The following is a 26,591-nucleotide window of genomic DNA, read 5'->3' on the forward strand; positions in this document are numbered from 1 at the left end:
GCCTGTCTCGGGCATGACGGCGAGGGCGTCGCGGCCGCCACGGCGCTGAGCGAGGTCGCGGCCCTCTGACAGGCGCCCACGGAATGAAAAGGCCCGCGCGTCGGACGGGACGCGCGGGCCTGCTCTCGTCTCAGGGCGAAGAGCTAGTTGCGGCTGAAGCCGCGGGCGGCGGCGACGTCCTCCACCTCCACCTTGACGGTGAAGCTCTCGCCAAGCCCGCCATGGGCCGCGACCCGGAAGGGGGCCGCGCCGTAATAGTCGAGCCCGACCGCCACCCGCACGTAGGCGTCGGTGGGGCAGAGCTTGTGGCAGGGGTCAAACGCCACCCAGCCGAGGCCCGGAACATGCGCCTCGGCCCAGGCGTGGCCCGCTTCGTGCGCGGTTTCGGGGTCGACGTCGTGGATGTAGCCGCTGACGTAGCGCGCCGGCGTTCCGAGATGGCGCGCGGCCACCAGGAACACATGCGTCAGGTCCTGGCACAGGCCGCGCTTGCGCCGGAAGGTCTCCGCCGCGGTGACGTCGCTCTCGGACGGCTTGGGGTCGAAGGCGATCTCCCGGTGAATTCCCTCGAGCAGGCCGTGCAGCACCGCCAGCGGCTCGCCGCCGGTCTCCTCCCGCACCTGCTCGGCGAAGGCGGCGATGTCGCGGTCCGGCCCGGTCAGGTCGGTCTCGCGCAGGTAGAGCGCGGGCGGGAATCGCTCCACCGCGGAGCGCACCACGCCGGCCACGTCCTGCGTCTCCACCTCGCCCTCGACCAGCACGGTGAGCTCGTCCACCGGGCCGTCGACGACGAACACATGGGTGACGTTGCCGAAGGCGTCCTGTGAGGAGCGCAGGCGGCAGTCGCGGTCCACGTCGAGCCGCCAGCGGATGACGTGCTGGCCCTCGAAGTTGCGCGGCGTCATCCTGAGCGTCTGGGTGACGGAGGCGGCGGGGGTCTCGTAGCGATAGGCGGTTTCGTGCCGGATCTTCAGGCGCATGGCGTCACGGACTCCGCGGGCGTCATGCCAGGTACTGCTCGGTGATGGCGGTTCCGAGCTTGTTGTTGTCGGAAATGAAGCTCGTCACGAACTCGTGCAGCCCGGTCTGGAAGATCTCGTCGATCTTGGCGTTCTCCAGCCGGGCGCGGGTGGCGCGCGCGATGCGCTGGGACGGCCCCTGACGGCCGTAGCCGCGGGACAGGTCGTCGAGATGGCGGGTCATGTCGTTGTAGCAGGCGGCGAGCGAACGCGGCATCTGGTCGTTGAGGATCAGCAGGTCCGCGATCAGCCAGGGCTTGAGGCTCTGGCGGTAGACCCAGTGGTAGCTGTTCAGCGCGGAGACCGCGCGCAGGATCGCCGACCACTGGTAGTAGTCGAGCCCGCCGCCGACCTTGGTCTCCTCCGGCAGCAGCAGATGATACTTCACGTCGAGGATGCGCGCTGTATTGTCCGCCCGCTCAAGCAGCATGCCGAGGCGCGAGAAGCTGTAGATGTCGTTGCGCAGCATGGTGCGCGACGCCGAGCCGTCGAAGCGGAGCCCGATCTCCTTCACCCAGCCGAGGAAGCGCGTCAGCTCCTCGCCGAGGAGCTTGCGGTCCGGACGGCGGCGCAGCTCCAGCCAGGCGCCGTTGATGGTCTCCCACATCTCCATGGTCAGCGCCGTGCGCACCGCGCGGGCGTTGTGGCGGGCGACCTCGAAGCAGTTGACGATGGACGACGGGTTGCCGGTGTCGAACACGAGGTAGTTCACCACCGTCTCGGCGGTGGCCTCCTCGTGCTTCTCGGCGAAGGCCGCGGAGGCGCCCGCGGCGGCGAGGGCGCTTTCCCACTCGTTGGTGGAGCCCGCATAGGCCACCGGCAGCGAGGCGAGGCGCTGGGTCGCCTCCAGGATGCGGGCGAGCGATTCCGCCCGCTCCACATAGCGGGACAGCCAGAACAGGTTTTCGGCGGTGCGGCTCAGCATGGGCGCGGCTCCGTGTGTCGTGGTCCGCTCGTCATTCGTCCAGCACCCATGTGTCCTTCGTTCCGCCGCCCTGGCTGGAGTTCACCACCAGCGAGCCCTCGCGCATGGCGACCCGCGTCAACCCGCCGGGCACGATGCGCACGCCGTCCGAGCCGGTCAGCACGAAGGGGCGCAGGTCCACATGCCGGGGCGCGACGCCCGAATTGACGTAAGTGGGGCAGGTGGAGAGCGCGAGCGTGGGCTGCGCGATGAAGCCCGCGGGCGAGGCCTTCAGCTTGGCGCGGAACAGCTCCACCTGCTCTTTCGAGGCGTGGGGGCCGACCAGCATGCCGTAGCCGCCGGAGCCGTGCACCTCCTTCACCACCAGCTCCTCCAGATGGTCGAGCACGTATTTCAGCGCTTCGGGCTCGCGGCAGCGGTAGGTGGGCACGTTCTTCAGCATCGGCTCTTCGCCGAGGTAGAATTTGATGATCTCCGGCATGTAGCTGTAGATCGCCTTGTCGTCGGCGACGCCGGTACCGACCGCGTTGGTCAGCGTCACGTTCTGGGCGTGGTAGGCGGACATCAGTCCCGGCACGCCGAGCGCGCTGTCGGGGCGGAACACCAGCGGGTCCAGGAACTCGTCGTCGAGGCGGCGGTAGATCACGTCCACCCGCTGCGGCCCCTCGGTGGTGCGCATGTAGACCACGTCGTCGCGCACGAGCAGGTCGCGCCCCTCCACCAGCTCGATGCCGAGCTTGTCGGCCAGGAACGAGTGCTCGTAATAGGCGGAGTTGTAGACGCCGGGCGTCAGCAGCACCACGTTCGGCTCCGCCGGCGCGGAACGCGGCGCGATCGAACGCAGCGTGGCCAGAAGCTCGTCGGCGTAGCGCTCCACCGGAGCGATGCGGTGCTGGGCGAACAGCTCCGGGAACAGCCGGATCATCACCTCGCGGTTTTCCAGCATGTAGGACACGCCGGACGGCGTGCGGGCGTTGTCCTCCAGCACGTAGAACGTGTCGGCGTCCACCCGCACGATGTCGATGCCGGCGATGTGGACCCAGAGGTCGTGCGGCACGCCCTTGCCCGCCATCTCGGGGCGGAAGGCGGCGTTCTGGAACACGAGGTCTTCCGGGATGATCCCGGCCTTCAGGATCTCGCGCTTGCCGTAGACGTCGGCGATGTAGCGGTTGAGGGCGTCGACCCGCTGCTCGAGGCCGCGGGACAGGGTGGTCCACTCCTTCGCGGTCAGGATGCGGGGGATGATGTCGAACGGGATCAGCCGCTCGGTGGCCTGCTGGTCGCCATAGACCGCGAAGGTGATGCCGATGCGGCGGAACAGCAGCTCCGCCTCCTCGACCCGGTAGTTCAGCAGATCCGTCGGCGCGCTTTTAAGCCACTCCGCGAGTTTCGCGTAAGCCTGTCGGACGGAGCCGTCGGCGAGGGTCATCTCGTCGAAGGGGGCGGTGCTCAAGCGGCGGCCTTTCGCTGGTTGCTTCGAGGGAGATGCTAATCCCGCGGCGGCGCGGGAAAAGGGGGGCGCCGCACATTTTAAGTGCAACGTGGTCGCTTAAAATGAGTTCAAATCAACTTCAGCGCCCGGAAGCTGGCGTGGCCGTCGCGTCCCACGATCACGTGATCATGGAGCGCTATTCCGAGCGGCTTGGCGATATCGCCTATGGTCCGTGTCATGTCGATGTCGGCCCGGCTCGGCGTCGGATCGCCGGACGGATGATTGTGGACCAGGATCAGCGCGGTGGCGCCGAGCTCCAGCGCCCGCCGCACCACCTCGCGGGGATACACCGGGGTGTGGTCCACCGTGCCGCTCTGCTGCACCTCGTCGGCGATGAGGGCGTTCTTCTTGTCGAGGAACAGGATGCGGAAGCGCTCCCGCTCGTCGAAGGCCATGGCGGTGCGGCAGTAATCCAGCACCGAGGACCACGACGACAGCACCGGCCGCTTGCCGATCGCGCCCTTGGCGAGGCGGCGGGCGGCGGCCTCGACGATCCGGAAGTCGGTCGCGGTCGCCTCTTTCACTCCCCGGATCCCGGTGAGCCGCGCGGCGGGCGCCGCCAGCGCCTCGGCGAAGGAGCCGAAGGTGGCGATCAGCTCTTTGGCGAGCGGTTTCACGTCCCGCTGGGGAATGGTGCGGAACAGCACCAGCTCCATCAGTTCGTAATCGGGCAGGGCGTCGGGACCGGAATCCAGAAAACGCTGGCGCAGGCGCTCGCGGTGGCCGGCGTAATGGGGCGCCTTTTCTTTGGGCGCCGGTTGCGCGCGTTTTTCGGGCGCATGCGGCGCTTCCGAGAAGGCGGGAAACTCCGGACCGCCGTCGCGCGCCTTTCCACCGCCAGCCATGAGCGCTTCCGACCCTTCGAGACACCGCGCGCATGGTGGCCCGCGGCGCCGGCGCGCGGCAAGTGAGTCGAAGCGTCCGAACCGATCAGGCCACGTCGGGCCGGCGCTCCACGAACACGGCGCTGACGAAGGAAAACGCCTCCACGCCGCGCTGGTTGACGGCGGCGTTGCTGGCGGTGAGCAGGCCCCAGCCGGGACGGGAGCCGCTGGGACGGGCTTCGATCACTTCGGCGAAATAGGTCAGCGTGTCGCCGGCCATCACCGGCGCGCTCCACTTCAGGTCGCGGAAGCCGGGGGAGGGGCCGAAGCGGCCGACCGGCAGCCCCGCCGCCATGCGCTCCCGCGCCGTGCGGACATTGTAGGCCACGGTGAGCTTCATCCACACCGCGCAGGTGTGCCAGCCGGAGGCCGCGAGCCCCCTGAACGGCCCCGCCAGCCCGGCCTCCTCCGACAGATGGAAGCCCTGCGTGTCGTAGGCGCGGGCGAAGCGCAGGATTTCCTCGGCGGTGAACAGGTGCGCGCCGATCTCGGCCCGGTCGCCCACGCGGAAGTCTTCGAGATGCATCAGGCGGCCTCTGCGTCCCGGCGGCCGAACATGATCGGGCCGGTCTGGCGCAGAACGGTTTCGCCGTTCTGGTTCAGAACCTCAAAGCGGAAGGTGACGATGCCCCGGTCCGGCCGGCTTGCGGAGACACGGGCGGCGAGCACCTCGCTGCGCACGCTGAGCCGGTCGCCGGCGCGCACCGGCCGCAGCCACTCCAGGCTGTCCACCCCCAGCGACCCCTGAGAGGTGGAATCCGCCAGCCAGCGGTCGCAGTTCATGCGCATCAGCAGCGCCGCTGTCTGCCAGCCGGAGGCGATCAGTTCGCCCAGCATGGAGGCGCGCGCCGCCTCTTCGGACAGGTGCATCGGCTGGGGATCGAACTCGCGGGCGAAGGCCAGCATCTCGTCGCGCTCCACGACGAGGCCGCCGTAGTCGTCCCGATCTCCGGGCCTGAAATCCTCATAGGCGTAACGCGGCGCCGCCATGTCTGTCGCCTCTCCGATGTCGGGCCCCTCCGGTGAGCGCTGAGGCTCCGGTCGCCCATCCTTGTCATGCCCGAGGCCGGCTCGGGCATGACAACCTTTGTGTTCTTCGACGAACGGTCAGGGCGCGATGATGGCGCCCTGACATGCGTGCGTCTACACAGGCGACCGTCAGTTCGCGAAGCGGAAATGCAGCACGTCGCCGTCGGCGACCACGTAGTCCTTGCCTTCCAGCCGCATCTTGCCGGCCTCTTTCGCCCCGGTCTCGCCCTTGAGCGTCACGTAGTCGGCGTAGGCGATGGTCTCGGCGCGGATGAAGCCCTTCTCGAAGTCGGAATGGATCACGCCCGCCGCCTGAGGCGCGCGGGTGCCGCGCTCGATGGTCCAGGCGCGCGTCTCCTTGGGGCCGACGGTGAAGTAGGTCACGAGGCCGAGCAACTGGTAACCGGCGTTGATGAGCCGGTCGAGGCCGGGCTGTTCGAGGCCCAGCGCCTCCAGATACTCCTTGCGCTCGTCCTCGGGCAGCACCGCGATCTCACTCTCGATCCTGGCGGAGATGGCGACCGAGACCGCGCCTTCGGCCTTGGCGCTCTCATCGACCCGCGCGGAAAAGGCGTTGCCGGTGGCGGCGGAGCCCTCGTCCACGTTCGAGACGTAAAGCACCGGCTTGGAGGTGAGCAGGTTCAGCGCGTCGAATGCGGCGCGCTCGTCCTCGGCGATCTTGGCGAGGCGGGCCGGCTTGCCGTCGCGCAGCAGCGGCAGGACCCGGTTCACCAGATCGAGCTGCTCCTTGGCCTCCTTGTCGTTGCTGCGGGCGCGCTTCTCCAGCGCCCCGACGCGCTTCTCGAGGCTTTCGAGATCGGCGACCATCAGTTCGGTCTCCACCGTCTCCGCGTCGGAGAGCGGGTCGATCCGGCCCTCCACATGGGTGATGTCGTCGTCCTCGAAGCAGCGCAGCACATAGGCGATGGCGTCCACCTCGCGGATGTGGGCGAGGAACTGGTTGCCGAGGCCTTCGCCCTTGGACGCGCCGCGCACGAGGCCCGCGATGTCCACGAAGGTGAGGCGGGTCGGGATGATCTCCTTGGAGCCGGCGATGGCGGCGAGCTCCGAAAGCCGCGGATCGGGCACGGCCACTTCGCCCACGTTCGGCTCGATGGTGCAGAACGGATAGTTCGCGGCCTGGGCGGCGGCGGTCTGCGTCAGCGCGTTGAAGAGGGTCGACTTGCCGACGTTCGGCAGGCCGACGATGCCGCATTTGAAGCCCATGGGAATTTGGCCTTATCGAAGAGGGTCGGCGTCAGGCCGACGCGAACGGATTGCGAATCTCGAGACCGCCGATGCGGCGGCCGTGTTGCAGATCCTCGCTGTAGAACAGACCGCAGCCCGCGAGGGAAGCTGAGGCGAGAAGCGTGCAATCCCACCAGGAAAAGCCGCAGTCGTCCTGAATGCTCCAGGCCTCCGCCGTCGTGGCGAAGGTCAGCGGCGCCGTGCAGTGGCGGACAAAGACGCGGCAGTAGTCGCGCGCGTCCGAACGGCTGGCGCTTTTCAGCCGCTCTGTCAGAACCCGGTAGCACTCGTTCAGGGACTGCGGGCTCAGCACCAGAGACTCCGAGAGGGCGGCGTTCCGGATGAGCGACGCCGCGATGGCGCGCTTTTCAGTCTCCTTCGGATCGACTGCGCAGATCAGGATGTTCGTGTCGACGAAGCAGGTCGCTTTCCCGGTCGGCATAAAGCTCCTCTCTGCCCGGCCACGCCGCTCCCGCGCCCGGAAAACCGGGGCCTGACAGAAAACGCTCCAGCGCGGCGCGCTCTTCGTCCCGCTGGTCGCGGCCGGCGGCGGCGCGCTGCGCCGCGATCGTTTCACCGAGGAAGCGCGACACGCTCTCCCCGCGCTTCGCCGCCTCGATCCGGACCCAGGTCAGCACGTCCTCGTCCATGGTGATCGTGACGTTCTTCATGGTCGCGATCCTCCTTCAGGCCACGAAGTTCGTGTTTTCGTGGGGACGGTCAAGGCCGGGCGCCGAGCTTCATCACCTCGCCGAAGCCCGCCGCTTCCATCCGCAGATGGACCTTGTTCTGCAGGCCGGCGTCGTCCGGCTTGGCGAGCAGGTCGGCGGCGTCGGCGACGGCCTCCGTCAGCACGTCCACCCAGCCCATCTCCGCCTTGCCGAAGTCGTTCAGCACGTAGGAATGGACCAGCGCCTTGTCGCCCGGATGGCCGATGCCGAGCCGCAGCCGCTTGTAGTCGTTGCCCATATGGGCGGTGATGGAGCGCAGGCCGTTATGGCCGGCGTTGCCGCCGCCCACCTTCACCCGGAGCTTGGCCGGGGGCAGGTCGAGTTCGTCGTGCAGGGCGACGATGTGGGAGATGGGGATCTTGAAGAAGCGCGCGGCTTCCGCGACCGACCGGCCGCTCTCGTTCATGTAGGTGCGGGGTTTCAGCAGCAGGGCCTTGGCGCCGCCGAGGGAGCCTTCCGCCGCATCGCCCTGAAAGCGCGCCCGCCACGGGCCGAAGCCGTGGCGGGACGCGATCCGGTCAACGGCCATGAAGCCGATGTTGTGCCGGTTCTTCTCGTATTTCGGTCCCGGATTGCCGAGACCGACCAGGAGCAGCATGGGACAGGGCTCCCGATGCGCCGAGGATCAGTCCTCGGACGGCTTCTCTTCGGACGCGGCCTCGGCCTCGTCGGACGCCGGAGTCTCGCCGCGGTTCTCGGCTTCGGCCTCTGCCTGCTCCTCGGCCGCCTCTTCCGCGACCACGGTCGGCGCGGCGATGGTGGCGATGGTGACCTCGTCGAGGTTCTCGGCGGCGAACTCGACGCCGGACGGCAGCTTCACGGACGCCGCGTGCACGATGTCGCCGATCTCGAGGCCCTTCAGGTCCACTTCGATCGCGGTCGGAATGTTGTCGACGCCCGCCTTCACGGCCACCGAATGCAGAACGACGTTCAGCACGCCGCCGCGCTTGAGGCCCGGAGCGTCCTCTTCGTTCAGGAAGTGCACCGGCACCTCGACGTCCACCACCGAGGAGGCGGACACGCGGAAGAAGTCCACATGCAGCAGCACGTCGCTGACCGGATCGCGCTGGTAGTCGCGCGGAATGGCGCGCTCCTTGCCCTTGCCGGTGTCGATCTCGAACACGGTGGTCTTGAAGCCGCCGGCGTGCAGCAGCTTGAACAGCTCGTGGCCGTCGAGCGCGATGCCGACAGGCGCCTTCTTGCCGCCGTAGATGACGGCGGGGATCTTGCCGGCGCGGCGGAGAGCGCGGGCGGCCCCCTTGCCGGCCTTCTCGCGCAGCTCAGCCTTCACGGCTTTGGTGGCGGTCATGGGTCTCAAATCTCCAAAAGAAACGGCCGCCCGAAGCGGACGGCCCTCCGCGGCGAACCCCTCCAGGGGTGTGGGACGCCGCGGCTGCTCCTTAACAGAAAGGGGCCATGCGCGCAATCAGGCCGCCGGCTGCTCCCGCGGCTCGTCTTCGGCGTGGGACAGGAGGCGGACGTCGTTCGCGCGCGTGAGGTGCGCGAACTGGTCGATGGGGGCGGGGCGGCCCAACAGATAGCCCTGCGCGCCGTCGCAGGCCTCCAACTGCAGGAACTGCATCTCCGCCTCGGTCTCGACGCCCTCCGCCATAACCGGAAGGCCGAGCCCGCGCCCCAGCCCCAGCACCGAGCGGACGATGGCGGCGGCCTGCTGGTTGCTGTCGACGGCGGTGACGAAAGAACGATCGATCTTGATCTTGTCGAACGGGAAGGCGCGCAGGTTGGACAGCGACGAATAGCCGGTGCCGAAATCATCCATGGCGATGCGGACGCCCAGCGCCTTGAGCTGCCTCAGGGTCGCGAGCGTGCGGGTGAAGTCGCGCACCAGCGCCGTCTCGGTGATTTCGATCTCCAGCCGCTGCGGCGGCAGCCCGGACTCGAACAGCACCGTATGCACCAGCGCCACGAAGTTCGGAGCGTGGAGTTGGACCGCCGAGACGTTCACCGCGACCGAAAGCGGGTTGGGCCAGCCTGCGGCTTCCCGGCAGACCGAACGGAGCACCCATTCGCCGATCGGGAGGATGGCGCCGCACTCCTCCGCGAGCGGAATGAAGGTCGACGGCGACATCTGGCCGTGGCCGGGGCGACGCCAGCGCACCAGCGCTTCGAAGCCGACGATCGAGCTGGAGGCGACGGAGGCCTGAGGTTGATACACCACGTAGAGCTCGCCCCGGTCCGCGGCGTGGCGCAGGTCGTGCTCGGTCTGGCGGCGGTCGTTCAGCTCTTCGCTCATGGTCTGCTCGAAGAAGCGATAGCCGCCAAGCTGCTCCGCCTTCGCCCGATAGAGCGCCACGTCCGCGTTGTGCAGCAGTGACGGGCGGTCATAAGCGTCGTCGGGGAAGATCGCGACGCCGACGCTGGCCCGCACGACGCCCGCCTGATGATCGCCGCCCGCCTGCGACAGCGCCCGCAGGACGCGTTCGGCGACGGCGCCCGCGCTGACAGCGTGATCGACCGGCGCGAGGATCGCGAATTCGTCGCCGCCGAGACGGGCCGCGATCTCCCCCTCCAAAAGCGAGCCGGACAGCGCGCGCCCAACCGAGCGCAGCAGATCGTCGCCGGCGGCGTGGCCGAACAGATCGTTGATCTGCTTGAACCGGTCCAGATCGATGCACAGCACGGCGAGCTTGGCGGTCATGGCGGAGGCCGCGAGCACCGCGTCCTCCACCTGTTGGTTGAAGCTCGACCGGTTGAGCAGACCGGTCAGGCTGTCGAACAGCGCCAGCTTGCGGATCTCGGCCTCCGCGGCGATCTGCGCGCGCAGGTCGCGCACGGCGATGGCGAAATGCGGCTGCTGGGACAGTTCGATCGGCCGGACGTAAATCTCCACCGGCACGGCGCCGCCGGAGCGGTCGCGCAGGTCCGTGCGGAACGGCGCGGACGACGCCGCGTGCGTGGCCAGGTCTTCGGGACGCAGATGCAGCAGTTCGGCGAGCGGAATGCGCGCCAGTTCGGGCGTCTCCAGACCGAGCATGTGGGCCAGATTGTCGTTCGCATGCAGGATGCGCCGCGCGTTGCAGATCAGCAGACCCTCGGCGGAGGCGTTGGCGAGGCTCTGCAGCCGCTGGCGTTCGAGAAGCAGCTTGCGCCGCTCCCGCATGTCCAGCAGCAGCGCGGCGAAGCCGAGCACGAGTATGCCGAAGGCGGCGATCGCCACGACGACCGCGAGCCATCGGGTGGGAAGCGCGGTGGCGGGAACGGCGATCCTGGGATCGGGCGCGATGACCACCGCGCCCATGGCCGTGAAGTGCAGCGAGCAGATCGCGAGAATCAGCAGCAGCGCGCCGCCGAGATGAGCCTTGGTGGGAGACGTCGAGCGGGCGACGGGAAGCGCCAGCGCGCCGAACAGGGCTCCCAATCCTATGGCGGCGAGGACGAGAGGCGCGTCCCAGCTCAGCGCGCCCTGGGTCTTGAAGGCGGCCATGCCGGTGAAATGCATCACGGCGACGCCCGCGCCGAACACCGCGCCGCCGAGAGCGGGACGCGGGCCGATGGCGATCCACAGCCCGAAGCCGGTCAGAAAGATGGCGAAGACGAGGGACAGCGCCGTCACGGAGACGTCGTAGCCGGTCGGCACGCCCGGTTCGAAGGCGAGCATCGCGATGAAATGGGTCGCCCAGACGCCGACGCCGGTGGCGAGGGACGCCACCGCGAGCCAGATGCGGCGCGCGCCGTCGCTGCGCGCCGCCGCATAGCGCATGAGGCGGATGGCCGCCAGCGCGGACACCGCGCAGATGACGGCGGCGAGAGCGACCAGCCCGTAATTGTGCTGGTCAACGAAGCAACCGACGACCTTGAGCATGCGCACGCCTGTTATCGATACCTCGTCATGTATGCCAGAGGGGTGATGACCGGCGCGTTAAATTGCGCGCCGCGGATGTAACGAGGTTGCCGATTACTCGACAACGCGGGGTTTTTCGCGGGAAAGGCGCTTTCAGGCGACCGAGGCCAGCGCGCAGGAAGGGGCGGCGGCGCCGGGCCGCGTGAGATCCTCGAACGTTTCGATCGGAGCCGGGCGACCGATATGGTAGCCCTGAACGCCTTCGCACCCCTCTTCGCGCAGGACGGACAGCTCGCTTTCCGTCTCCACGCCTTCCGCCGTCACCGGCAGACCGAGGCCGCGCCCAAGGCCGATCACCGAGCGCACGATGGCCGCCGACTGTCCGTTCTGATCGAGGCCGGACACGAAGGAGCGGTCGATCTTGATCTTGTCGAACGGGAAAGCGCGAAGGTTGGACAGCGACGAATAGCCGGTGCCGAAGTCGTCCATGGCGATGCGGACGCCGAGCGCCTTCAACCGCCGTAAGGCGGTGAGCGTGCGCAGGAAGTCCCGGATCAGCGCGGTTTCCGTGATCTCCACCTCGAGCCGCGTGGGCGGCAGTCCCGTCTCCAGCAGAAGGGCGTGCAGCAGCTCGACGAAACCGGTGTCGAGAAGCTGCACCGGCGAAACGTTGACGGCCACGTAGAGCGGATTGGTCCAGGACGCGGCGTCGCCGCACACCCGCCGCAGCGCCCACTCCCCGATGGCGCTGATCGCGCCGCACTCTTCGGCGATCGGGATGAACGTGGCGGGCGAGACCAGATCGCCGCCGCGCCGCCAGCGGATCAGGGCTTCAAACCCCTGGATGCGGCCGGTCCTGGCGCAGGCCTGGGGCTGATACACCATGAACAGCTCGCCAAGCGCCGCCGCGGCGCGCAGATCATGCTCCATGAGCCGGCGATCGTTCAGCTCTTCGGCCATGGCGCGTTCAAAGAAACGCCAAGCCGAACCGGGCTCGGCCTTGGCGTGAAGCAGCGCGACGCCCGCGTTGCGCAGCAGCGTCATGCGGTCGGGCGCGTCTTCCGGGTGGATCGCGACGCCAACGCTCGCCGACACGCCTCCCGCATAGTCGCGGCTGGTCTCGGAAACGCAGGCGAGCATGCGTCGCGCCACGTCTTCCGCATCGGCGGTCTGCGCCACCGGCGCGAACACGACGAACTCGTCGCCGCCGAAACGAGCGGCGACCTCTCCGCGCGCCAGCGTCGACTGCAGCGCCAATCCGAGCGCGCGCAGCAGCGCGTCGCCAGAGTTCTGGCCGTAGAGGTCGTTGATGCGGCTGAACCGGTCGATGTCCAGACACAGCACGGCCACCTTGCCGCCGACGGCGGAGGCGCTCTCCAGCGCACCGTCGAGCCGATGCTTGAAATGGGCGCGGTTGGCGAGCCCGGTGAGCTGGTCATGATGCTCCAGCCGGCGGATTTCAGCTTCGGCCGCAAGGCGGGTCCGGAGATCGCGCACCGACACCGCCAGATGCACCCGGTCGGTGATGTCGATCGCGCGGACGCGGATCTGGGCGGGCACGAGCAGGCCGTCCGCCCCAATCAGTTCGATGTCCGCGCCGAGGCCGACATGCATGAGGCGATTGAGTTCAGCGGTCGGCAGACTCAGAACCTCCTGAACGGGCGATCCGTTCAGGGAGCCGGACGGGCGGCCCAGCATGCCGGTCAGGTTGCCGTTGGCGATGAGAACGGTGCGGTCGTCACAGATCAGAAGCCCTTCGGCCGAGGCGTCGGCCAGGGACATCAGCCGGTGCCGCTCAAGCTTCAGTTTGCGGCGTTCGAGAAGGTCGACATAAAGCGCCGCCAGGCCGATCAGCACGATGGCCGTGCTGGCGAGCGCCACGCCGAGGGCGAGGCCGGAGGCGGCTCTGCCGGCTTCCACCACGTCGAGGGTCGGATCCGGCGTGAGCCGCATGGCGGCCATGGCGGTGAAGTGCAGCAGGCCGACGCCCAGAACAAGGAGCAGGGGCCCCAGAAGTTGCGCCTTGATCTCCGTGCGCGAGAGGATCACAGGCAGGGCGACGGCGCTGAGCGCCAGGCTGAAGCCGAGGGACGCGGCTATGAGCGCGATGTCCCAACTCTCCCGAGCCTGAACCTCGATCGCCATCATGCCGGTGAAATGCATCACCGAAATGCCAGCGCCGACGATCAGTCCTCCAATCGCTGTCCGTTCGCCGTCGATCGCGATCCGAAAGCCGACCAGAATGATCACGACGCACAGAAGCAGCGACAGGACGGTTATGGGCAGATCGTAGCGGACCGGCAGACCCGCCTCATAAGCAAGCATCGCGATGAAGTGGGTGGACCAGACGCCCATTCCAGCCGTGGCCGCCGCGATGGTCACCCAGACATCCCGTGCGTAGCCCGATTGAACCTTCGCGTAGCGGAGCAGCCGCACGCAGGCGAAACTCGCCATGGCGCAGATCAGGACGGCGAGAGCCGACAGCCGGTAGTCATGCTGGGAGACAAAACAACCGATGACCTGGTTCATGGCGCCGTCCGAAGGATACGAGAGGTATCATGGGAGGGCTTAAGCCAATGACCAGTTAATGCGTCCGACCTGTCGGAAAGCCTGACTGATAAAGCGTTAAGTCGATTGCGCGCCGCTTGGTCAGCGAGCCCTCAAGGACGCAACCCCCTCCGCCGCGGCAGGCGCGGAAGACGGGAGAAGCGTTCTCGAAGAGCATACGTTCGGAGGCTGCGCCTGGATGAGGCCGGGCGTAGCTTAAAAGACGATAGACGAAGATAAAGGCGTTCAGTCGAACAGGCTGGAGACCGACTCCTCGGAGGAGGTGCGGGCTATGGCTTCGCCGATCAGGGTCGCGATGGACACGACCCGGATGTTCTTGGCGACCCGAACCGCCTCGGTGGCGAGGATCGAGTCCGTCACCACCATCTCCTTGATGCGGGAGGCGGTGACCCGGGCGACCGCGCCGCCGGAGAGCACGCCGTGGGTCAGGTAGGCGTAGACCTCCTTGGCGCCGTTGGCGAGCAGGGCGTCGGCGGCGTTCACCAGGGTGCCGCCGGAGTCCACGATGTCGTCCACGAGGATGCAGGAGCGGCCTTCCACGTCGCCGATGACGTTCATCACCTCGCTCTCGCCCGGCCGCTCGCGGCGCTTGTCCACGATGGCGAGCTGGGCGTCGATGCGCTTGGCGATGGCGCGGGCGCGCACCACGCCGCCCACGTCCGGCGACACCACCATGACGTTGTCGAGCGGCAGCCGGTCCTTGATGTCGCGCACCATCACGGGAGCGGCGAACAGGTTGTCGGTGGGGATGTCGAAGAAGCCCTGGATCTGGCCGGCGTGCAGGTCCAGCGTCATCACCCGGTCGGCGCCGGCCTGGGTGATCATGTTGGCCACGAGCTTGGCGGAGATCGGCGTGCGGCCGGAGGAGCGGCGGTCCTGACGGGCGTAGCCGAAATAGGGCATCACCGCCGTGATGCGGCGCGCCGAGGAGCGGCGCAGCGCGTCGATGATGATGAGCAGCTCCATCAGGTGGTCGTTGGCCGGGAACGAGGTCGACTGGACGACGAACACGTCCTCGCCGCGCACGTTCTCCAGGATTTCGACGAAGACCTCCATGTCCGCGAAGCGGCGCACGTTGCAGCGGGTGAGCGGCGTCGCCAGATAGGCGGCGATGGCTTCCGCGAGCGGGCGGTTGGAGTTGCCGGCGACGACCTTCATTATCCCATGACCTCGTCTAACGCGCGCCCGTGAGAGCAGCCGGCCTTCATGCGCCTCATGCGCCGTCCCGCTTCGGGGACCGGAAGACGCGCGGCTCTTAACAACAATTCCAGGGCGTCTCAACCGATCGTGAGCGCCTGCCCACGCGCTTTAGCGCATGGGCGGTATCACTGCGGTTAAAGCGTCACATAAGGGCGATGGCGGCGACGAGGCGGCCGTAATCCGCCTCGCCCCGATGGGTGGCGCGGCGGTAGCTGAAGAAGCGCTCCTCGTCGGCGTAGGTGTCGAGCCCCACGTCGTCCACGGTCCCGACGCCGGCGGCGGTCAGGCGCGCCGCCACATAGCCCGCGAGGTCGAACAGCGCGTGGCCCGGCTTGCCCGAGGGCTCGAAGAAGCGGGCGTTGTTCGCGTCCTGCGCCGCGAAGCGGGCGGCGAACTCCGGGCCGACCTCGTAGCTCGGCTGGCGGATGCAGGGGCCGAGCACGGCGGTTACGCGCTCGCGCCTCGCGCCCTGCCGCTCCATCTCCGCGAGCGTCGCCTCGGCCACGCCCTTGAACGCGCCCTGCCAGCCCGCGTGGGCGGCGGCGACCACCCGCGCCTCCGGATCCGCGAACAGGATCGGCCCGCAATCGGCGATGGTGACGGCGGCGGCGAGGCCGGGCGTGGCCACCACCACGGCGTCCACATGAGGCGCCTGCTCCCGCGCCCAGGGGCCGGTCGCAACGGCCACGTCGGCGGAATGGACCTGCCACGGCAGCGCGATGCGGCCCGGCTCGAGCCCAAGGGTGCGCGCCATTCGCGCCCGGTTCTCCAGCACGTTCTCGCGGGCGTCGTCGGCGCCCAGTCCGCCGTTCAGGCTGGCCAGCACGCCGGTGGAGACGCCGCCCCGGCGGGTGAAGAAGGCGTGTGCGACGCCCGGAAGCCTCGACAGCGCGGGCGACTGGACGGTCGGAACGGTCGTCATGGGCGTACTCCGGCGATCATGAATCGAAGGCGGGCAGAGCGAGGCGAGGATGGGCGAGGGCGAGCGCCTTGAACAGCGCGCCCATGCCGGTGGGCGCCCGGTCGATGAGCCGCGCGGCCGCGGCGTCGATCGCCCGCGCCTGCTCCGGCGAGGCCGACCGTTTCAGCCGTTCGGCCCGGAGGCCAAGGCCAAGGCGCTCCATCAGCTCGGCCTGACGCACCAGCGGCGCGGCGCGGGCTCCGGCCGATGCGCCCGCGCGGGCGAGCGCGCCGAAATCCACCTGCGCTGTGAGGTCGGCGTCGCCGGGCTCCGCGAGCGGATCGGCGAAGAGATGGGCCTTCACCGCCTGCAGCGTGTCGCCGGCGCTCGCGGCTTCGCCATAGTCGATGGCGAGCATCGCGCCCCCTTGGACGCTGAGATGCGCGCCGATGCGGGCGGCGATGGCGGCGCCCGGCGCGCAGGTCTCGATCACGGCGCCGGGGGCGCGGCCGGGCAGGGACAGGTCCCGTGGCGGCCCCGAAGCGAGCCCGAAGGCGAGCCGGCCGCCGTCGAGGCCCACCAGCCGCTCGCGCCAGCCGGCGGGCGTGGCGACGAACTGGCGGATGGGGAGGGCGTCGAAGAATTCGTTCGCCAGCACGATGACGGGCGCGTCGCCAAGCGCCTCGTCCACGGTCGCGGCCCAGCGCAGCGGAACGCCGGCGCCGTCGAGCCGGGCGCTCTGGATCTCCCGCAGCGTCGCGCTGGTCTCCACCAGCGTGACCTCGATCGCGTCCCGAAAGCCGGGCAGGGCGCGGGCGGCGCGCAGCGCGTCCGCCATCAGCGTCCCGCGTCCCGGCCCGAGTTCGACCAGCGCAATCTTCGCCGGGGCGCCCATGCGCGACCAGACCTCGGCGCACCACAGGCCCAGAAGCTCGCCGAACATCTGGCTGATCTCGGGCGCGGTGACGAAATCGCCGCCGGCGCCGAACGGGTCGCGGGTGGCGTAGTAGCCGTGAAGCGGGTGCCCGAGGCACAGCGCCATGTAGCGGTCGACGCCGATCGGGCCTTCGTCCGCGATGATCTCCGCGATCTCGCGGGCGAGCGGCGTCATGCGGCGGGCGTCGACCGCCGGGCGCGCACGATCAGCGCGAGCCCCAGCGCCAGCATGGGCAGCGACAGCAGTTGCCCCATGGTGCCGCCGAAGGCGAGGAAGCCGATCTGCGCGTCCGGCTCCCGGAACAGCTCGCCGATGATGCGCGCCACCGCATAGCCGGCGAGGAAGGCGCCGCCCACGAGCCCCGGCCGCTTCAGCGCGCCCGAGCGCACGAGGATCTGCACGAGGACGAACAGCGCCACGCCTTCGAGCGCCGCCTGGTAGAGCTGGCTCGGATGGCGCGGCTCCGGCCCGCCATGGGGGAACGCCATGGCCCAGGGCACATCGGCGGCGCGGCCGTAGAGCTCGCCGTTGATGAAGTTCGCGACGCGGCCGAAGAACAGGCCGATGGGGGCGACCGCGGTGGCGAGGTCGAAGATCGGCAGCGCGGGCAGGCCGCGGGAGCGGCCGAAGGCGAAGGCCCCGAGCGCCGCGCCCATCAGCCCGCCGTGGAAGCTCATGCCGCCGTGCCAGACCTGCAGCGCCTCCAGCGGATTCTCGGCGTAATAGCCCGGATTGTAGAACAGCACGTAGCCGATGCGTCCGCCGAGGATGACCCCGAAGGCGACCCAGAGGATCAGATCGTCCACGTCGAGCGGGGCCGGGCGGCGGACCGCGCCCCACAGCGCGTCGTTGGCGGCGATGCGCTTGGCGAGCCACCAGCCGAGCAGCAGCCCGGCCACATAGGCCAGCGCGTACCAGCGGATGGCGAGCGGACCCACCGAGACCGCGATCGGGTCGATGATGGGGAAGGGGAGGACGAACAGCGGCATGGCGGCTCCGGCTGCGGACGCCCGCCGTGATGGACGGGCGCCGGCGGGGCGTCAAGGCGCGCACGCTTCAGGTCCGTCGCCGGACAGGAGCGCGCGGACCCCATTCTCCTAAGGTCGTGAGCCGCGCGCGACCCCGGCGGATTGCCGACCCGTCGCATTGTGGCATTGTTACGGTATTAAGGCGGTCTTTATTGGTCGGTCGCTCAAAAGGCGGGGCCGGCATCACCTCTGGTCGACGTTTGAGCTTTACCGGCCTGTTCCCGCTTTTCGCCTGGGCGACGCTGGTCTGCGGAGTCCTCGTCACGCTGTGCGGCGCCCTGCTCGCGTGGCGCGCGTGGCGCATGGCCGGCCCGCCCAAGGCTCGGCGCCGCGCGCAGGTGGCGCTCATCCTGCCGCTGACGGGGCCGGTTCCCGGCTTCGGGCGTCTGGTCGCCGCGCTGGAGGCGCAGACCCTGCGCCCCGAAAGGCTGATCGTCGCGGTCGAGTCTCTGGACGATCCCGCCTTCGGGCAGGTCCGCGCGTTCGAGGGGAGAACCCGGTTTGCGCTCCGCATCGTCGTGGCGGGACACGCCGTCGATCAGGCGCAGAAATGCCGCAACCAGCAAGCGGCGCTGGCCGTCCTGGACGGCTCGCCGGACGTGGTGGCGTTGATGGACGGCGACATCGTTCCCCAGACCTGGTGGCTGAGCGCGCTGGCCTCGCCGTTGATGGACGGAACGGCGGACGTCGTCATCGGGCGACGCTGGCAGCAGGTGGCGGGCCGACGGCTCGGGGCGCATCTGGTCGCCGCCATCGACCGTCCGCTCGCGCTGCTGCCGCGGCTGAGCCGGGAGGACGCCAGCGTGATATGGGGCGGCAGCGCAGCGTTCTCCCGCGCCGCCACGGCGCGCATGGACCTTCGCGCGGCGTTGGACAGGACGCTGGCGGACGACCTGTCGCTGGCCGATCACGCCGCCGCCGCCGGATTGCGCGTGCTCACCCGCGGCTCGCTGCTGGCGCCGACGCCGGCTTCGCACGACGTTCTTGAGGCCTGGTCGTTCGGCCGTCGGCAGCACCAGATCTGCCACATCTACCGCCCGAAGCTGTGGTGGCTCGCGCTTCTGACGATCGCGTCGCGGCTCGGGGCCTTCGCGGTCGGCGCCGTCGTGGTTCCCGGCGCCGAGGGCGCCGCCGCCGTGACGGTCATATGCGCTCTTTCAGCGCTCCGGCAGGCGCTGGTCGGGGATGTGGGGCGCAAGCTGGGAATGCCGGATTCCGTGTCGGTCCGCGCGGTTCAGATCGCGCTCGGCGCGGCGCAGCCGTTGGTTGACCTCTTCCACATTAGCGTCATTCTCGGGGCCGCATGGACGCGCCGCGTGTCCTGGGGGCATGTCGACTACGCTGTCCGGGGGCGGCGCGACATTCGGGTGGCGGCGCGCCGGTCGTTTGAATCGCCCGCGCCTATGGGCGAAACCTTGGATCATCCGCAGACATGGTGAAACTCTCCACGGCGCCCCGGGGCTCCGCCCGCGCGCCGCTTCCGCCCTGCCCGCTGACCGGCCGCCCCGCCAAACGGATGATCCATGGCGTGTCCGCGGGCGTGATCGCGGACATCTGGCGCCTGGGGCAGGGGGTCGACGTATCGGCGCTGTTCAAGGGCGTCGACCGCTTCACGCTCTACGAATCCGACACCGGCCTCGTGTTCTTCGAGCCGCGGATCGTGGGCGACGGGCCGTTCTACAACGCCTATTACAGCCGATGGGACGTCCATACCGGGCTGAACAACCGCGTGGACGAGCGGGCGGACTTTGCGATGGCCGCAAAGTTCGTGCCCGAAGGCGCGACCGTGATCGACGTGGGCTGCGGGCCCGGACTGTTCCGTCGGCACCTTCCGCATGCGCGCTTCGTCGGGCTCGATCCCTACGCCGCCGACGACGTGGACGACGCCGTGATCCGCGAGACGCTCGAGGTCCACGCGGAGAACAATCCCTCGGTCTACGACGTCGCCACCGCCTTCCATGTGATTGAACACGTGCCCGACCCGCTCAGCCATGTGAAGCGCATGGCGCGGATGCTGAAGCCGGGCGGGCTGCTGGTGCTGGCGGCGCCGCTGCATCCGTCTCCGCTGACCCGGATTCCGAACCTGCCGGTCAACATGCCGCCGCACCACGTCACATGGTGGAACCCGTCCGCGTTCAGCGCGCTCGCCCGCGAGGCCGGGCTCGAGGTGGTGGAGGCCACGTCGCTGCCGGCCTCGCCTCACCAGGGCCTTATCCTGTGGATGTCGAAGCTGCTGCTGTCGGAAACGGACAAGGCCCCGGCCGAGCGCTATTTCGGCCATCGCTGGGCCTGGCACGCAAGCCTCGTGCTGTCCTATCTCGCCGCCAAGGTCGCGTTCCGCATCCGTCCGCTGCCGAAGCATAGCCCGGACATCGACGCCTTTCTGGTCGCCCGCAAACCCGCGGCCTGAGGCCTTATCCTACGGCGGCGCGAGGGCGGCCGAACATGCGGCTCACCATGCCGTCGCGCCATACGACCCCGTGGAGCAGGACCGCGCCCACATGGGCGGAAATCAGCGCCAGAAGCGTCCAGGACAGCGGCCCGTGCAGCGCGTCGACCACGGTCTTGACCGCGGGAATCGGCGCCTCGGCGACGGGCACCACGGACAGGCCGTAGACCACCCAGCCCTCGCCCTTGGCGTAGACGCGGGCGAGCGCGAGGCCTGGGACCGCGAACAGCAGCGCGTACATCAGCGCATGGCTCGCCCGCGCGATCCGCCCGAGAACGCCGGCGTCGTAGGGCGGGCGGCGCCGGGCGTTGGAAAGCGCCCAAGGGATTCGCGCCAGCATCAGGAGGAACACGCCGAGCCCCACCGGGCCGTGGGAGGCGAAGCCGTAGATCGCGTTCAGCGTCGCGTTGTGCTCGCCGAGCGCGCGATAGGCCAGCACCATGGCGAACTGCCACAGCACGAGCGTCGCCACCAGCGCATGCAGCATGCGGGAGACGCGGCCGTAGCCGGTCGGGCGGTCGAGCAGGGAGAGCGCGGGTCGGGTCATGGTCAGGCGGACAGGTGCTCCACGAGGATCGAAAAGCCGAGGCCGATCAGCAGCAGGCCGCCGGCCATTTCGGCGTAGCGGCCGAAGCGCGGGCCGATCGCCCGGCTCGCCAGCATGCCGCCGGCGGACATCACCATAGTGGTCGCTCCGATCGCGAGCGCGATCACAAGGATGTTGACCTCGAGGAAGGCGAGCGAGACGCCCACCGCCATGGCGTCGAGGCTGGTGCCGACCGCGGTCGCGAGCAGCAGGCCCAGCGAGCGCGTCGGCCGGGCCTCGGTCTCCTCGGCGTCGGACCGGCGCAGCGCCTCCGCGAACATGCGCGCGCCCACGGCGCCCAGCAGGCCGAAGGCGATCCAGTGGTCGAAGGCCTGCACGTGCTGGCTGGCGGCGACGCCTGCGGCCCATCCGATCAGCGGCGTGATCGCCTCGACCACGCCGAACACCACGCCGGTGCGCGCGGCCTCCGCCAGAGACGGTCGGCCGATCGCCGCGCCGCGTCCGAGCGATGCGATCAGGGCGTCGATGGACATGCCGATGGCCAGCAGCGCGATGGCGTAGGGAGACATGGCGAACTCGACGCGAGATGAGAGAATGACGTCGGCTCGTAACGACCGCCCGCCATGTCGTCAAATCATGATTTTTTCTGATAATGCGAATGATTTTCATCGAGTTGCTTTTGAAAACCAGAACCATTTCAGCTTAGGAGACGCGTCGGCTCCGGCGTCGTGACGAAGCGCCTCCGCGCCGTCGGACGGCGGCGGCCTTGCGGCGGCCTGCGCGGTGGGCCACATGAGGGGCGAAAACATCCGCGCGTCTGGAGGCGCAAGACCCATGACCGAGCCCCGCGGCCGCGTGTTCGACGAGATCGGACGGCTGATGACCGACGCCGCCGGCGCCGCTTCCGGCGTGCGGCGGGAGGTGGAGACCATCGTTCGCGCCCAGGCGAACCGCATCCTGTCGGAGCTCGACCTGGTGCGCCGGGACGAGTTCGAGGCCGTGCGCGCCATGGCCGAGAAGGCGCGGCTGGAAAACGAGCGGCTTGAGGCGCGGCTGGAAGCGCTGGAAGCGAAGCTCGGCGCGGCGTCTCCGGACGGCGCCGCGTCCTGACGCGAACAGGGCCGTTCGGGGAGTGTGCAGCGCGGCGGAAGTCGCCCTATACTTCTGACGGTGGCTCGAATCGGATCGCGCTCCGCGCGGACGCTGCGAGCTTCGGCAGGCGGTCCGCGCCCCATTGGGGCGGTCCGCAGGTCACGCCCGACGTCGTTCCCATGCCCGCGCCAGGGCCCCACCCCGGGAGGAGCTGATGGCTCTCATCGACGTGGACGCCGATCGTCAGGCCCATCCTGTCGACATGATCGAACGCATCGCGACGGCGAACGACTGGTCCTTCGACCGGTCGGACGACGACGAGATCACGATCTCCGTCGACGGCTCATGGACCGACTACCATGTGTCCCTCACATGGATGGACGATCTGGAGTCCCTTCATCTCGCCTGCGCCTTCGACCTCAAGGTCCCCGATCGCCGCAAGGCGGAGGTGCATCAGCTGCTGACGCTCATCAACGAGCAGATGTGGCTCGGCCATTTCGACCTCTGGAGCAAGGAAGGCGTGGTGATGTACCGGCACTCCCTGCTGCTCAGCGGCGGCGCCGAGGCGAGCGTTCCGCAATGCGAGGCTCTGCTTCAGGCCGCCCTCGAAGCCTGCGAGCGCCACTATCAGGCGTTCCAGTTCGTGGTGTGGGCCGGCAAGAGCGCGACGGAGGCCATGGAGGTGGTGGCCTTCGACACGGTGGGGGAGGCGTGAGGTTCAGGTGATCCGTTCATGACCGCGAGTTCCGTCGGGCCGCTCCAACCGGGCGGCCCGATCGTTCTGATCGGCGCCGGCAAGATGGGCGGCGCCCTGCTGGACGGCTGGCTCGCCGGCGGGCTCGATCCCGCGCTCGCCGCCGTCGTCGATCCCGGCCTGCCGCCCGAGGCCGCCGCCGCGCTCAAGAGCCGGGGCGTTGCGCTCGTCCCCGATCCCGCGGCGATCGCGGCGCCCGCCGCCGTGGTGCTGGCGGTGAAGCCCCAGATGGTCGCCGACGCGCTGCCGGTCGCAGCCGCCTTCATGCAGCCCGGTGCGGTTCTGGTCTCGGTGCTCGCGGGCGTGACCTCGGCGAAACTGGCGGCCGGCCTGCCCGCAGGCGCGGCCGTGGTGCGCGCCATGCCCAACACCCCCGCCGCCATCGGCCGCGGCATCACGGGCGCCTTCGCGACGGCCGGCGTCTCGGCCGCGCAGACCGCGCTCGCCGACGCCCTGCTGAAGGCCGGCGGGCAGGTGGAGTGGCTGGACGACGAGGGCCTGATCGACGCCGTCACCGGCGTCTCGGGCTCCGGCCCGGCCTATGTGTTCCTGCTGGCGGAGGCGCTGGCGGAGGCCGGCGTCAAGGCCGGCCTGCCGGCGGAGCTTGCGGCCCGGCTCGCCCGCGCGACCGTCGAGGGGGCGGGGGAGCTGCTGCGCCGCTCGCCCGAGACGCCGGAGACCCTGCGCCGCAACGTCACCTCGCCCAACGGCACCACCGCCGCGGCGCTCTCCGTCCTGATGGCCGATGACGGGCTTGGAGCCCTGATGGCGCGGGCGGTCGCGGCCGCCGCCCACCGCTCGCGCGAACTCGCCGGCTGAGATCGCGGGCTTCGCCGGTTGCCGAGCGCGGCGCCGGCGGCTACCTGTGCGGACAGCCGCGTGGGCCCTTCCGCGCGACGTCCCTGTTCCGGCCCGCCTTCGAGCGCATGATGACCCAGCCTTCCGACGCCCCTCTCAAGCTGATCGCGCTCGACGCCGAGGATCTGGCGGTGCTGTCGGCCCATCTTCAGGACACGGCGCTGAAGGTGCGGGATCTGGTCTATCTCCCGCGCGAGAAGCGCTTCGCCTTCGTGGGCGATCGCCTCGACCGTCTGGGCGCGGAGCCGGCGCGGCGGCGGGCCGCGGCGCATTTCGACCGGGTCACGGCGGTGCGGGCCCGCGGGGTGGACCGCTCCGCCCCGGACGCCGAGCTGACGCTTCTCGTGATCGCCTTCCTTCCGGCCGACGGGCCGTCCGGGGCGATCGAACTGCATTTCGAAGGCGGCGCCTGTCTGCGGCTGGAGGTGGAGTGCGTCGAGGCGCAGGCCGCCGACCTCGGCCCGGCGCGGGCTCCTGCTCCGACTGTTGGGGACTGACGCGCATGGCCATTCGTCTTTCGGCGCTGGACGCGGATTTCGACGCCCGCTTCGACGCCCTGCTCGCCGCCAAGCGCGAGGTGTCCGAGGATGTGGATCAGGCGGTCGCCGGCATTCTGGCCGAGGTGCGCGCCCGCGGCGACGCGGCGCTGATCGAGCTGTCCGCCCGCTTCGACCGGGTCGACCTCGCGAAGCTCGGCCTCAGGGTGACGGCTGAGGAGCTGGACGCGGCCGAGGCCGCCTGCGACCGCGAGACGCTGGAGGCGCTGGCCTTCGCCAAGGCCCGGATCGAGGCGCATCACCGCCGCCAGATGCCCGCGGACGAGACCTATCACGACCCGATCGGCGTCGAGCTCGGCCACCGCTGGCGCGCGGTGGACAGCGTGGGCCTCTATGTGCCGGGCGGCACCGCGGCCTATCCGTCCTCGGTGCTGATGAACGCCGTGCCGGCCAAGGTGGCGGGCGTGGAGCGCGTCGTCATGGTGGTGCCGGCGCCGGACGGGCGCATCGCGCCGCTGGTGCTCGCCGCGGCGAAGCTCGCGGGCGTGGACGAGGTGTTCCGCATCGGCGGGGCGCAGGCGGTGGGCGCGCTGGCCTACGGCACCGAGACCGTCAGGCCGGTGTCCAAGATCGTCGGCCCCGGCAACGCCTATGTGGCGGCCGCCAAGCGCCGGGTGTTCGGCACGGTGGGCATCGACATGATCGCCGGTCCCTCGGAGGTGCTGGTGATCGCCGACGGGACCGGCAATCCGGACTGGATCGCCGCCGACCTGCTGGCCCAGGCCGAGCACGACGCATCGGCCCAGTCGCTGCTCATCACCGACGACGGGAATCTGGCCGCGGCGGTCGAAGCCGCGGTGGAGCGCCAGCTCTCCCTGCTGCCGCGCAGGGAGATCGCCGGGACGAGCTGGCGAGATTTCGGCGCGGTGATCGTGGTGCGCGACATTCTGGACGCGGTTCCGCTCGCCGACCGCATCGCGCCCGAGCATCTGGAGATCGTGGCGGCGAACGAGGACGAGATCGCGGACCGCGTGCGCCACGCCGGCGCGCTGTTCCTCGGCGCCCACACGCCGGAGGCGATCGGCGACTATGTGGGCGGCTCGAACCATGTGCTGCCGACCGCGCGCACGGCCCGCTTCGCCTCAGGCCTCGGCGTGATCGACTTCCTGAAGCGCACCTCGATCCTGCGCTGCGGCCCCGAGCAGCTGAAGGCGCTGGGCGGCGCCGCCATCCGCCTCGGCGAGGCCGAGGGGCTGACCGCCCATGCGCGCTCGGTCGCGATCCGCATGAACTGAGCCTGCCGCCCCATGACCGCCCCCGCCCGCGATCCCGCCCGCAAGCTCGTCGCCGTCACCATCGACGAGGCGTCGATCGGGCGCGCGGCGCCGGAGGTGGAGCACGAGCGGCAGATCGCGATCTACGACCTGATCGAGGACAACGCCTTCGCGCCGCGCGAAGCCGGGGAGGGGCCGTTCGCGCTGCTGATCGGCCTCGTGGATCGCAAGCTGGCGCTGAACGTGACTCTGGCCTCCGACGGTTCGGCGGTGGTGACGCACTTCCTGTCGCTCACGCCGTTCATGAAGATTCTGAAGGACTACTTCCTCGTCTGCGAAAGCTATTATTCGGCCATCCGCAGCGCCTCGCCGAGCCAGATCGAGGCGATCGACATGGGCCGCCGCGGCCTGCACGACGAGGGGGCGCAGGTTCTGGCGGAGCGGCTGAAGGACAAGATCGAGATCGACCACGACACGGCGCGTCGCCTGTTCACGCTCATCGCGGCCCTGAGCTGGAAGGGCTGACGCTTGGAGCACGGCGGCCCCGGCGCGGGGCGCCCCCAGTCCGTCCTGTTCATGTGCGGCCAGAACGTGATCCGCTCCGTCATGGCCGAGGTGCTGGCGCGGCATTACTTCGGGCGCTCGCTCTATGTGGCCTCCGCCGGCGTGAAGCCGGGCGAGAACGATCCCTTCGTGGCGGCCGCCCTGGACGAGGTCGGCCTCGACATCGGCAAGCACAAGCCGCATTCGCTCGAAGACCTGGAAGACCTGAACTTCGACCTGATCGTCACGCTCGCGCCCGAGGCGCACCATGCGGCGCTGGAGCTGACGCGCCGGCTGCCTCTGGACGTGGAGTACTGGCCGACCATGGACCCTTCGCTGGCCCATGGCGGCTCCCGCGAGCAGGTGATGGACGCCTACCGCACGGTTCGCGACGGGCTCGTGGACCGCATCCGCGACCGGTTCCGCTACGCCGCGCCCGCCCGCGTCTGAGCCCGCGCATGGGTCTCGCGCGCCGCGCGAGTTGTGGAACACCGTGGATTCCGGTATCACCCACGCATTCTGACCGTATTCAAGCGCGGCCGCGTCCCCCCTTGCGGGACCGTCGGCCGTCCTCACCTGTCGAGACCACATGTCGAAAGAAGAACTGCTGGAGTTTCCGGGCACCGTCGTCGAGCTTCTGCCCAACGCCACCTTCCGCGTGAAGCTTGAGAACGACCACGAGATCATCGCCCATACCGCGGGCCGCATGCGCAAGAACCGCATCCGGGTGCTCGCCGGCGACAAGATTCTCGTGGAGATGACGCCCTACGACCTGACCAAGGGCCGCATCACCTACCGCTTCAAGTGATCGGG

29 protein-coding genes are annotated in these 26,591 nt (G+C 69.6%); 10 read left to right on the forward strand and 19 right to left on the reverse strand.

Annotation, left to right across the window (positions count from 1 at the left end):
• Positions 1 to 143 precede the first annotated feature (143 nt).
• The 17 genes from PKE85_RS03510 to lgt form a co-directional block, all read right to left on the reverse strand.
• Positions 144 to 980 carry a transglutaminase family protein gene (locus PKE85_RS03510; RefSeq protein WP_271203398.1) on the reverse strand — a complete coding sequence of 279 codons (837 nt, stop codon included), beginning with the start codon at positions 978 to 980 and terminating at the stop codon, positions 144 to 146.
• 22 nt (positions 981 to 1,002) lie between these two features.
• Positions 1,003 to 1,944 carry an alpha-E domain-containing protein gene (locus PKE85_RS03515; RefSeq protein ID WP_271203399.1) on the reverse strand — a complete coding sequence of 314 codons (942 nt, stop codon included), beginning with the start codon at positions 1,942 to 1,944 and terminating at the stop codon, positions 1,003 to 1,005.
• Between the two features lie 31 nt (positions 1,945 to 1,975).
• Positions 1,976 to 3,373, reverse strand: coding sequence for a circularly permuted type 2 ATP-grasp protein (locus tag PKE85_RS03520; protein ID WP_271204068.1), 1,398 nt, complete (start codon positions 3,371 to 3,373; stop codon positions 1,976 to 1,978).
• 131 nt (positions 3,374 to 3,504) lie between these two features.
• Positions 3,505 to 4,281, reverse strand: a complete 777-nt coding sequence (radC, locus tag PKE85_RS03525) for a RadC family protein (protein ID WP_271203400.1) — start codon at positions 4,279 to 4,281, stop codon at positions 3,505 to 3,507.
• An 85-nt stretch (positions 4,282 to 4,366) separates the two neighbouring features.
• Entirely contained in the window at positions 4,367 to 4,846 is a 480-nt protein-coding gene (locus tag PKE85_RS03530; RefSeq protein WP_271203401.1) for a MaoC family dehydratase, read from the reverse strand.
• A complete protein-coding gene (locus tag PKE85_RS03535) occupies positions 4,846 to 5,310 on the reverse strand; it encodes a MaoC family dehydratase (protein WP_271203402.1) in 465 nt (154 codons plus the stop codon). Before PKE85_RS03535 ends, PKE85_RS03530 begins: the two co-directional genes overlap by 1 nt.
• Positions 5,311 to 5,478: 168 nt before the next feature.
• Positions 5,479 to 6,576, reverse strand: coding sequence for a redox-regulated ATPase YchF (ychF, locus tag PKE85_RS03540; protein WP_271203403.1), 1,098 nt, complete (start codon positions 6,574 to 6,576; stop codon positions 5,479 to 5,481).
• A gap of 31 nt (positions 6,577 to 6,607) precedes the next feature.
• On the reverse strand, positions 6,608 to 7,039 hold the full coding sequence (locus PKE85_RS03545) for a PIN domain-containing protein (RefSeq protein WP_271203404.1): 432 nt from the start codon (positions 7,037 to 7,039) through the stop codon (positions 6,608 to 6,610).
• Complete coding sequence (locus PKE85_RS03550; RefSeq protein WP_271203405.1) at positions 6,966 to 7,268, reverse strand: hypothetical protein; 303 nt, start codon at positions 7,266 to 7,268, stop codon at positions 6,966 to 6,968. The genes PKE85_RS03545 and PKE85_RS03550 overlap by 74 nt, the downstream gene beginning before the upstream one ends.
• A gap of 49 nt (positions 7,269 to 7,317) precedes the next feature.
• Entirely contained in the window at positions 7,318 to 7,926 is a 609-nt protein-coding gene (pth, locus tag PKE85_RS03555; protein ID WP_271203406.1) for an aminoacyl-tRNA hydrolase, read from the reverse strand.
• Positions 7,927 to 7,953: 27 nt separating this feature from the next.
• Complete coding sequence (locus tag PKE85_RS03560) at positions 7,954 to 8,637, reverse strand: 50S ribosomal protein L25/general stress protein Ctc (RefSeq protein ID WP_271203407.1); 684 nt, start codon at positions 8,635 to 8,637, stop codon at positions 7,954 to 7,956.
• A gap of 117 nt (positions 8,638 to 8,754) precedes the next feature.
• Positions 8,755 to 11,151: an EAL domain-containing protein gene (locus PKE85_RS03565; RefSeq protein ID WP_271203408.1), complete on the reverse strand. Its 2,397-nt coding sequence runs from the start codon at positions 11,149 to 11,151 to the stop codon at positions 8,755 to 8,757.
• Positions 11,152 to 11,283: 132 nt separating this feature from the next.
• Complete coding sequence (locus PKE85_RS03570) at positions 11,284 to 13,659, reverse strand: bifunctional diguanylate cyclase/phosphodiesterase (RefSeq protein ID WP_271203409.1); 2,376 nt, start codon at positions 13,657 to 13,659, stop codon at positions 11,284 to 11,286.
• Between the two features lie 264 nt (positions 13,660 to 13,923).
• Positions 13,924 to 14,856, reverse strand: a complete 933-nt coding sequence (locus PKE85_RS03575; protein ID WP_271203410.1) for a ribose-phosphate pyrophosphokinase — start codon at positions 14,854 to 14,856, stop codon at positions 13,924 to 13,926.
• A gap of 184 nt (positions 14,857 to 15,040) precedes the next feature.
• A complete protein-coding gene (gene pgeF / locus PKE85_RS03580) occupies positions 15,041 to 15,820 on the reverse strand; it encodes a peptidoglycan editing factor PgeF (protein ID WP_271203411.1) in 780 nt (259 codons plus the stop codon).
• 16 nt (positions 15,821 to 15,836) lie between these two features.
• Positions 15,837 to 16,910, reverse strand: coding sequence for a class I SAM-dependent methyltransferase (locus tag PKE85_RS03585; RefSeq protein WP_271203412.1), 1,074 nt, complete (start codon positions 16,908 to 16,910; stop codon positions 15,837 to 15,839).
• On the reverse strand, positions 16,907 to 17,725 hold the full coding sequence (gene lgt, locus PKE85_RS03590; RefSeq protein ID WP_271203413.1) for a prolipoprotein diacylglyceryl transferase: 819 nt from the start codon (positions 17,723 to 17,725) through the stop codon (positions 16,907 to 16,909). The genes PKE85_RS03585 and lgt overlap by 4 nt, the downstream gene beginning before the upstream one ends.
• Before the next feature lie 116 nt (positions 17,726 to 17,841).
• Between lgt and PKE85_RS03595 the strand changes: the two genes are divergently transcribed.
• Complete coding sequence (locus PKE85_RS03595; protein WP_271203414.1) at positions 17,842 to 19,203, forward strand: glycosyltransferase family 2 protein; 1,362 nt, start codon at positions 17,842 to 17,844, stop codon at positions 19,201 to 19,203.
• Complete coding sequence (locus PKE85_RS03600; RefSeq protein ID WP_271203415.1) at positions 19,197 to 20,174, forward strand: class I SAM-dependent methyltransferase; 978 nt, start codon at positions 19,197 to 19,199, stop codon at positions 20,172 to 20,174. The genes PKE85_RS03595 and PKE85_RS03600 overlap by 7 nt, the downstream gene beginning before the upstream one ends.
• Positions 20,175 to 20,178: 4 nt before the next feature.
• Here the strand turns inward: PKE85_RS03600 and PKE85_RS03605 are convergent, their stop codons facing one another.
• Both PKE85_RS03605 and PKE85_RS03610 read right to left on the reverse strand, forming a co-directional pair.
• On the reverse strand, positions 20,179 to 20,760 hold the full coding sequence (locus tag PKE85_RS03605; RefSeq protein WP_271203416.1) for a cytochrome b: 582 nt from the start codon (positions 20,758 to 20,760) through the stop codon (positions 20,179 to 20,181).
• A gap of 2 nt (positions 20,761 to 20,762) precedes the next feature.
• Positions 20,763 to 21,329: a manganese efflux pump MntP gene (locus PKE85_RS03610; RefSeq protein WP_271203417.1), complete on the reverse strand. Its 567-nt coding sequence runs from the start codon at positions 21,327 to 21,329 to the stop codon at positions 20,763 to 20,765.
• Positions 21,330 to 21,594: 265 nt separating this feature from the next.
• Here PKE85_RS03610 and PKE85_RS03615 point away from each other — a divergent pair, with 265 nt between their 5' ends.
• The 8 genes from PKE85_RS03615 (at position 21,595) to infA (ending at position 26,586) form a co-directional block, all read left to right on the forward strand.
• A complete protein-coding gene (locus tag PKE85_RS03615) occupies positions 21,595 to 21,870 on the forward strand; it encodes an accessory factor UbiK family protein (protein WP_271203418.1) in 276 nt (91 codons plus the stop codon).
• 196 nt (positions 21,871 to 22,066) lie between these two features.
• Positions 22,067 to 22,567, forward strand: coding sequence for a type III secretion system chaperone family protein (locus PKE85_RS03620; protein ID WP_271203419.1), 501 nt, complete (start codon positions 22,067 to 22,069; stop codon positions 22,565 to 22,567).
• An 18-nt stretch (positions 22,568 to 22,585) separates the two neighbouring features.
• Positions 22,586 to 23,425 carry a pyrroline-5-carboxylate reductase gene (gene proC, locus PKE85_RS03625; RefSeq protein ID WP_271203420.1) on the forward strand — a complete coding sequence of 280 codons (840 nt, stop codon included), beginning with the start codon at positions 22,586 to 22,588 and terminating at the stop codon, positions 23,423 to 23,425.
• Between the two features lie 110 nt (positions 23,426 to 23,535).
• Positions 23,536 to 23,961, forward strand: a complete 426-nt coding sequence (locus tag PKE85_RS03630) for a DUF2948 family protein (RefSeq protein WP_271203421.1) — start codon at positions 23,536 to 23,538, stop codon at positions 23,959 to 23,961.
• Positions 23,962 to 23,966: 5 nt separating this feature from the next.
• On the forward strand, positions 23,967 to 25,256 hold the full coding sequence (hisD, locus tag PKE85_RS03635; RefSeq protein WP_271203422.1) for a histidinol dehydrogenase: 1,290 nt from the start codon (positions 23,967 to 23,969) through the stop codon (positions 25,254 to 25,256).
• A gap of 12 nt (positions 25,257 to 25,268) precedes the next feature.
• Complete coding sequence (locus PKE85_RS03640; RefSeq protein ID WP_271203423.1) at positions 25,269 to 25,760, forward strand: UPF0262 family protein; 492 nt, start codon at positions 25,269 to 25,271, stop codon at positions 25,758 to 25,760.
• A 51-nt stretch (positions 25,761 to 25,811) separates the two neighbouring features.
• A complete protein-coding gene (locus tag PKE85_RS03645) occupies positions 25,812 to 26,228 on the forward strand; it encodes an arsenate-mycothiol transferase ArsC (protein ID WP_271204069.1) in 417 nt (138 codons plus the stop codon).
• Between the two features lie 139 nt (positions 26,229 to 26,367).
• The gene (gene infA, locus PKE85_RS03650; RefSeq protein ID WP_131003039.1) at positions 26,368 to 26,586 is read left to right on the forward strand and encodes a translation initiation factor IF-1; all 219 of its coding nucleotides are present in this window, start codon (positions 26,368 to 26,370) and stop codon (positions 26,584 to 26,586) included.
• Positions 26,587 to 26,591: the final 5 nt, after the last annotated feature.

This window comes from Methylopila jiangsuensis (assembly GCF_027922305.1).
In the GTDB taxonomy this organism is placed as follows: domain Bacteria; phylum Pseudomonadota; class Alphaproteobacteria; order Rhizobiales; family Methylopilaceae; genus Methylopila; species Methylopila jiangsuensis.

Coding starts and splice junctions, on each gene's coding strand:
- PKE85_RS03620 (WP_271203419.1), top strand. CDS start 22,067: ATGGCTCTCATCGACGTGGACGCCGATCGTCAGGCCCATCCTGTCGAC.
- PKE85_RS03510 (WP_271203398.1), bottom strand. CDS start 980: ATGCGCCTGAAGATCCGGCACGAAACCGCCTATCGCTACGAGACCCCC.
- PKE85_RS03570 (WP_271203409.1), bottom strand. CDS start 13,659: ATGAACCAGGTCATCGGTTGTTTTGTCTCCCAGCATGACTACCGGCTG.
- PKE85_RS03645 (WP_271204069.1), top strand. CDS start 25,812: ATGTGCGGCCAGAACGTGATCCGCTCCGTCATGGCCGAGGTGCTGGCG.
- infA (WP_131003039.1), top strand. CDS start 26,368: ATGTCGAAAGAAGAACTGCTGGAGTTTCCGGGCACCGTCGTCGAGCTT.
- PKE85_RS03535 (WP_271203402.1), bottom strand. CDS start 5,310: ATGGCGGCGCCGCGTTACGCCTATGAGGATTTCAGGCCCGGAGATCGG.
- pth (WP_271203406.1), bottom strand. CDS start 7,926: ATGCTGCTCCTGGTCGGTCTCGGCAATCCGGGACCGAAATACGAGAAG.
- PKE85_RS03515 (WP_271203399.1), bottom strand. CDS start 1,944: ATGCTGAGCCGCACCGCCGAAAACCTGTTCTGGCTGTCCCGCTATGTG.
- PKE85_RS03605 (WP_271203416.1), bottom strand. CDS start 20,760: ATGACCCGACCCGCGCTCTCCCTGCTCGACCGCCCGACCGGCTACGGC.
- radC (WP_271203400.1), bottom strand. CDS start 4,281: ATGGCTGGCGGTGGAAAGGCGCGCGACGGCGGTCCGGAGTTTCCCGCC.
- PKE85_RS03610 (WP_271203417.1), bottom strand. CDS start 21,329: ATGTCTCCCTACGCCATCGCGCTGCTGGCCATCGGCATGTCCATCGAC.
- PKE85_RS03550 (WP_271203405.1), bottom strand. CDS start 7,268: ATGAAGAACGTCACGATCACCATGGACGAGGACGTGCTGACCTGGGTC.
- lgt (WP_271203413.1), bottom strand. CDS start 17,725: ATGCCGCTGTTCGTCCTCCCCTTCCCCATCATCGACCCGATCGCGGTC.
- ychF (WP_271203403.1), bottom strand. CDS start 6,576: ATGGGCTTCAAATGCGGCATCGTCGGCCTGCCGAACGTCGGCAAGTCG.
- PKE85_RS03565 (WP_271203408.1), bottom strand. CDS start 11,151: ATGCTCAAGGTCGTCGGTTGCTTCGTTGACCAGCACAATTACGGGCTG.
- PKE85_RS03545 (WP_271203404.1), bottom strand. CDS start 7,039: ATGCCGACCGGGAAAGCGACCTGCTTCGTCGACACGAACATCCTGATC.
- hisD (WP_271203422.1), top strand. CDS start 23,967: ATGGCCATTCGTCTTTCGGCGCTGGACGCGGATTTCGACGCCCGCTTC.
- PKE85_RS03630 (WP_271203421.1), top strand. CDS start 23,536: ATGACCCAGCCTTCCGACGCCCCTCTCAAGCTGATCGCGCTCGACGCC.
- proC (WP_271203420.1), top strand. CDS start 22,586: ATGACCGCGAGTTCCGTCGGGCCGCTCCAACCGGGCGGCCCGATCGTT.
- PKE85_RS03600 (WP_271203415.1), top strand. CDS start 19,197: ATGGTGAAACTCTCCACGGCGCCCCGGGGCTCCGCCCGCGCGCCGCTT.
- PKE85_RS03560 (WP_271203407.1), bottom strand. CDS start 8,637: ATGACCGCCACCAAAGCCGTGAAGGCTGAGCTGCGCGAGAAGGCCGGC.
- PKE85_RS03575 (WP_271203410.1), bottom strand. CDS start 14,856: ATGAAGGTCGTCGCCGGCAACTCCAACCGCCCGCTCGCGGAAGCCATC.
- PKE85_RS03615 (WP_271203418.1), top strand. CDS start 21,595: ATGACCGAGCCCCGCGGCCGCGTGTTCGACGAGATCGGACGGCTGATG.
- PKE85_RS03520 (WP_271204068.1), bottom strand. CDS start 3,373: ATGACCCTCGCCGACGGCTCCGTCCGACAGGCTTACGCGAAACTCGCG.
- PKE85_RS03585 (WP_271203412.1), bottom strand. CDS start 16,910: ATGACGCCGCTCGCCCGCGAGATCGCGGAGATCATCGCGGACGAAGGC.
- PKE85_RS03640 (WP_271203423.1), top strand. CDS start 25,269: ATGACCGCCCCCGCCCGCGATCCCGCCCGCAAGCTCGTCGCCGTCACC.
- pgeF (WP_271203411.1), bottom strand. CDS start 15,820: ATGACGACCGTTCCGACCGTCCAGTCGCCCGCGCTGTCGAGGCTTCCG.
- PKE85_RS03530 (WP_271203401.1), bottom strand. CDS start 4,846: ATGCATCTCGAAGACTTCCGCGTGGGCGACCGGGCCGAGATCGGCGCG.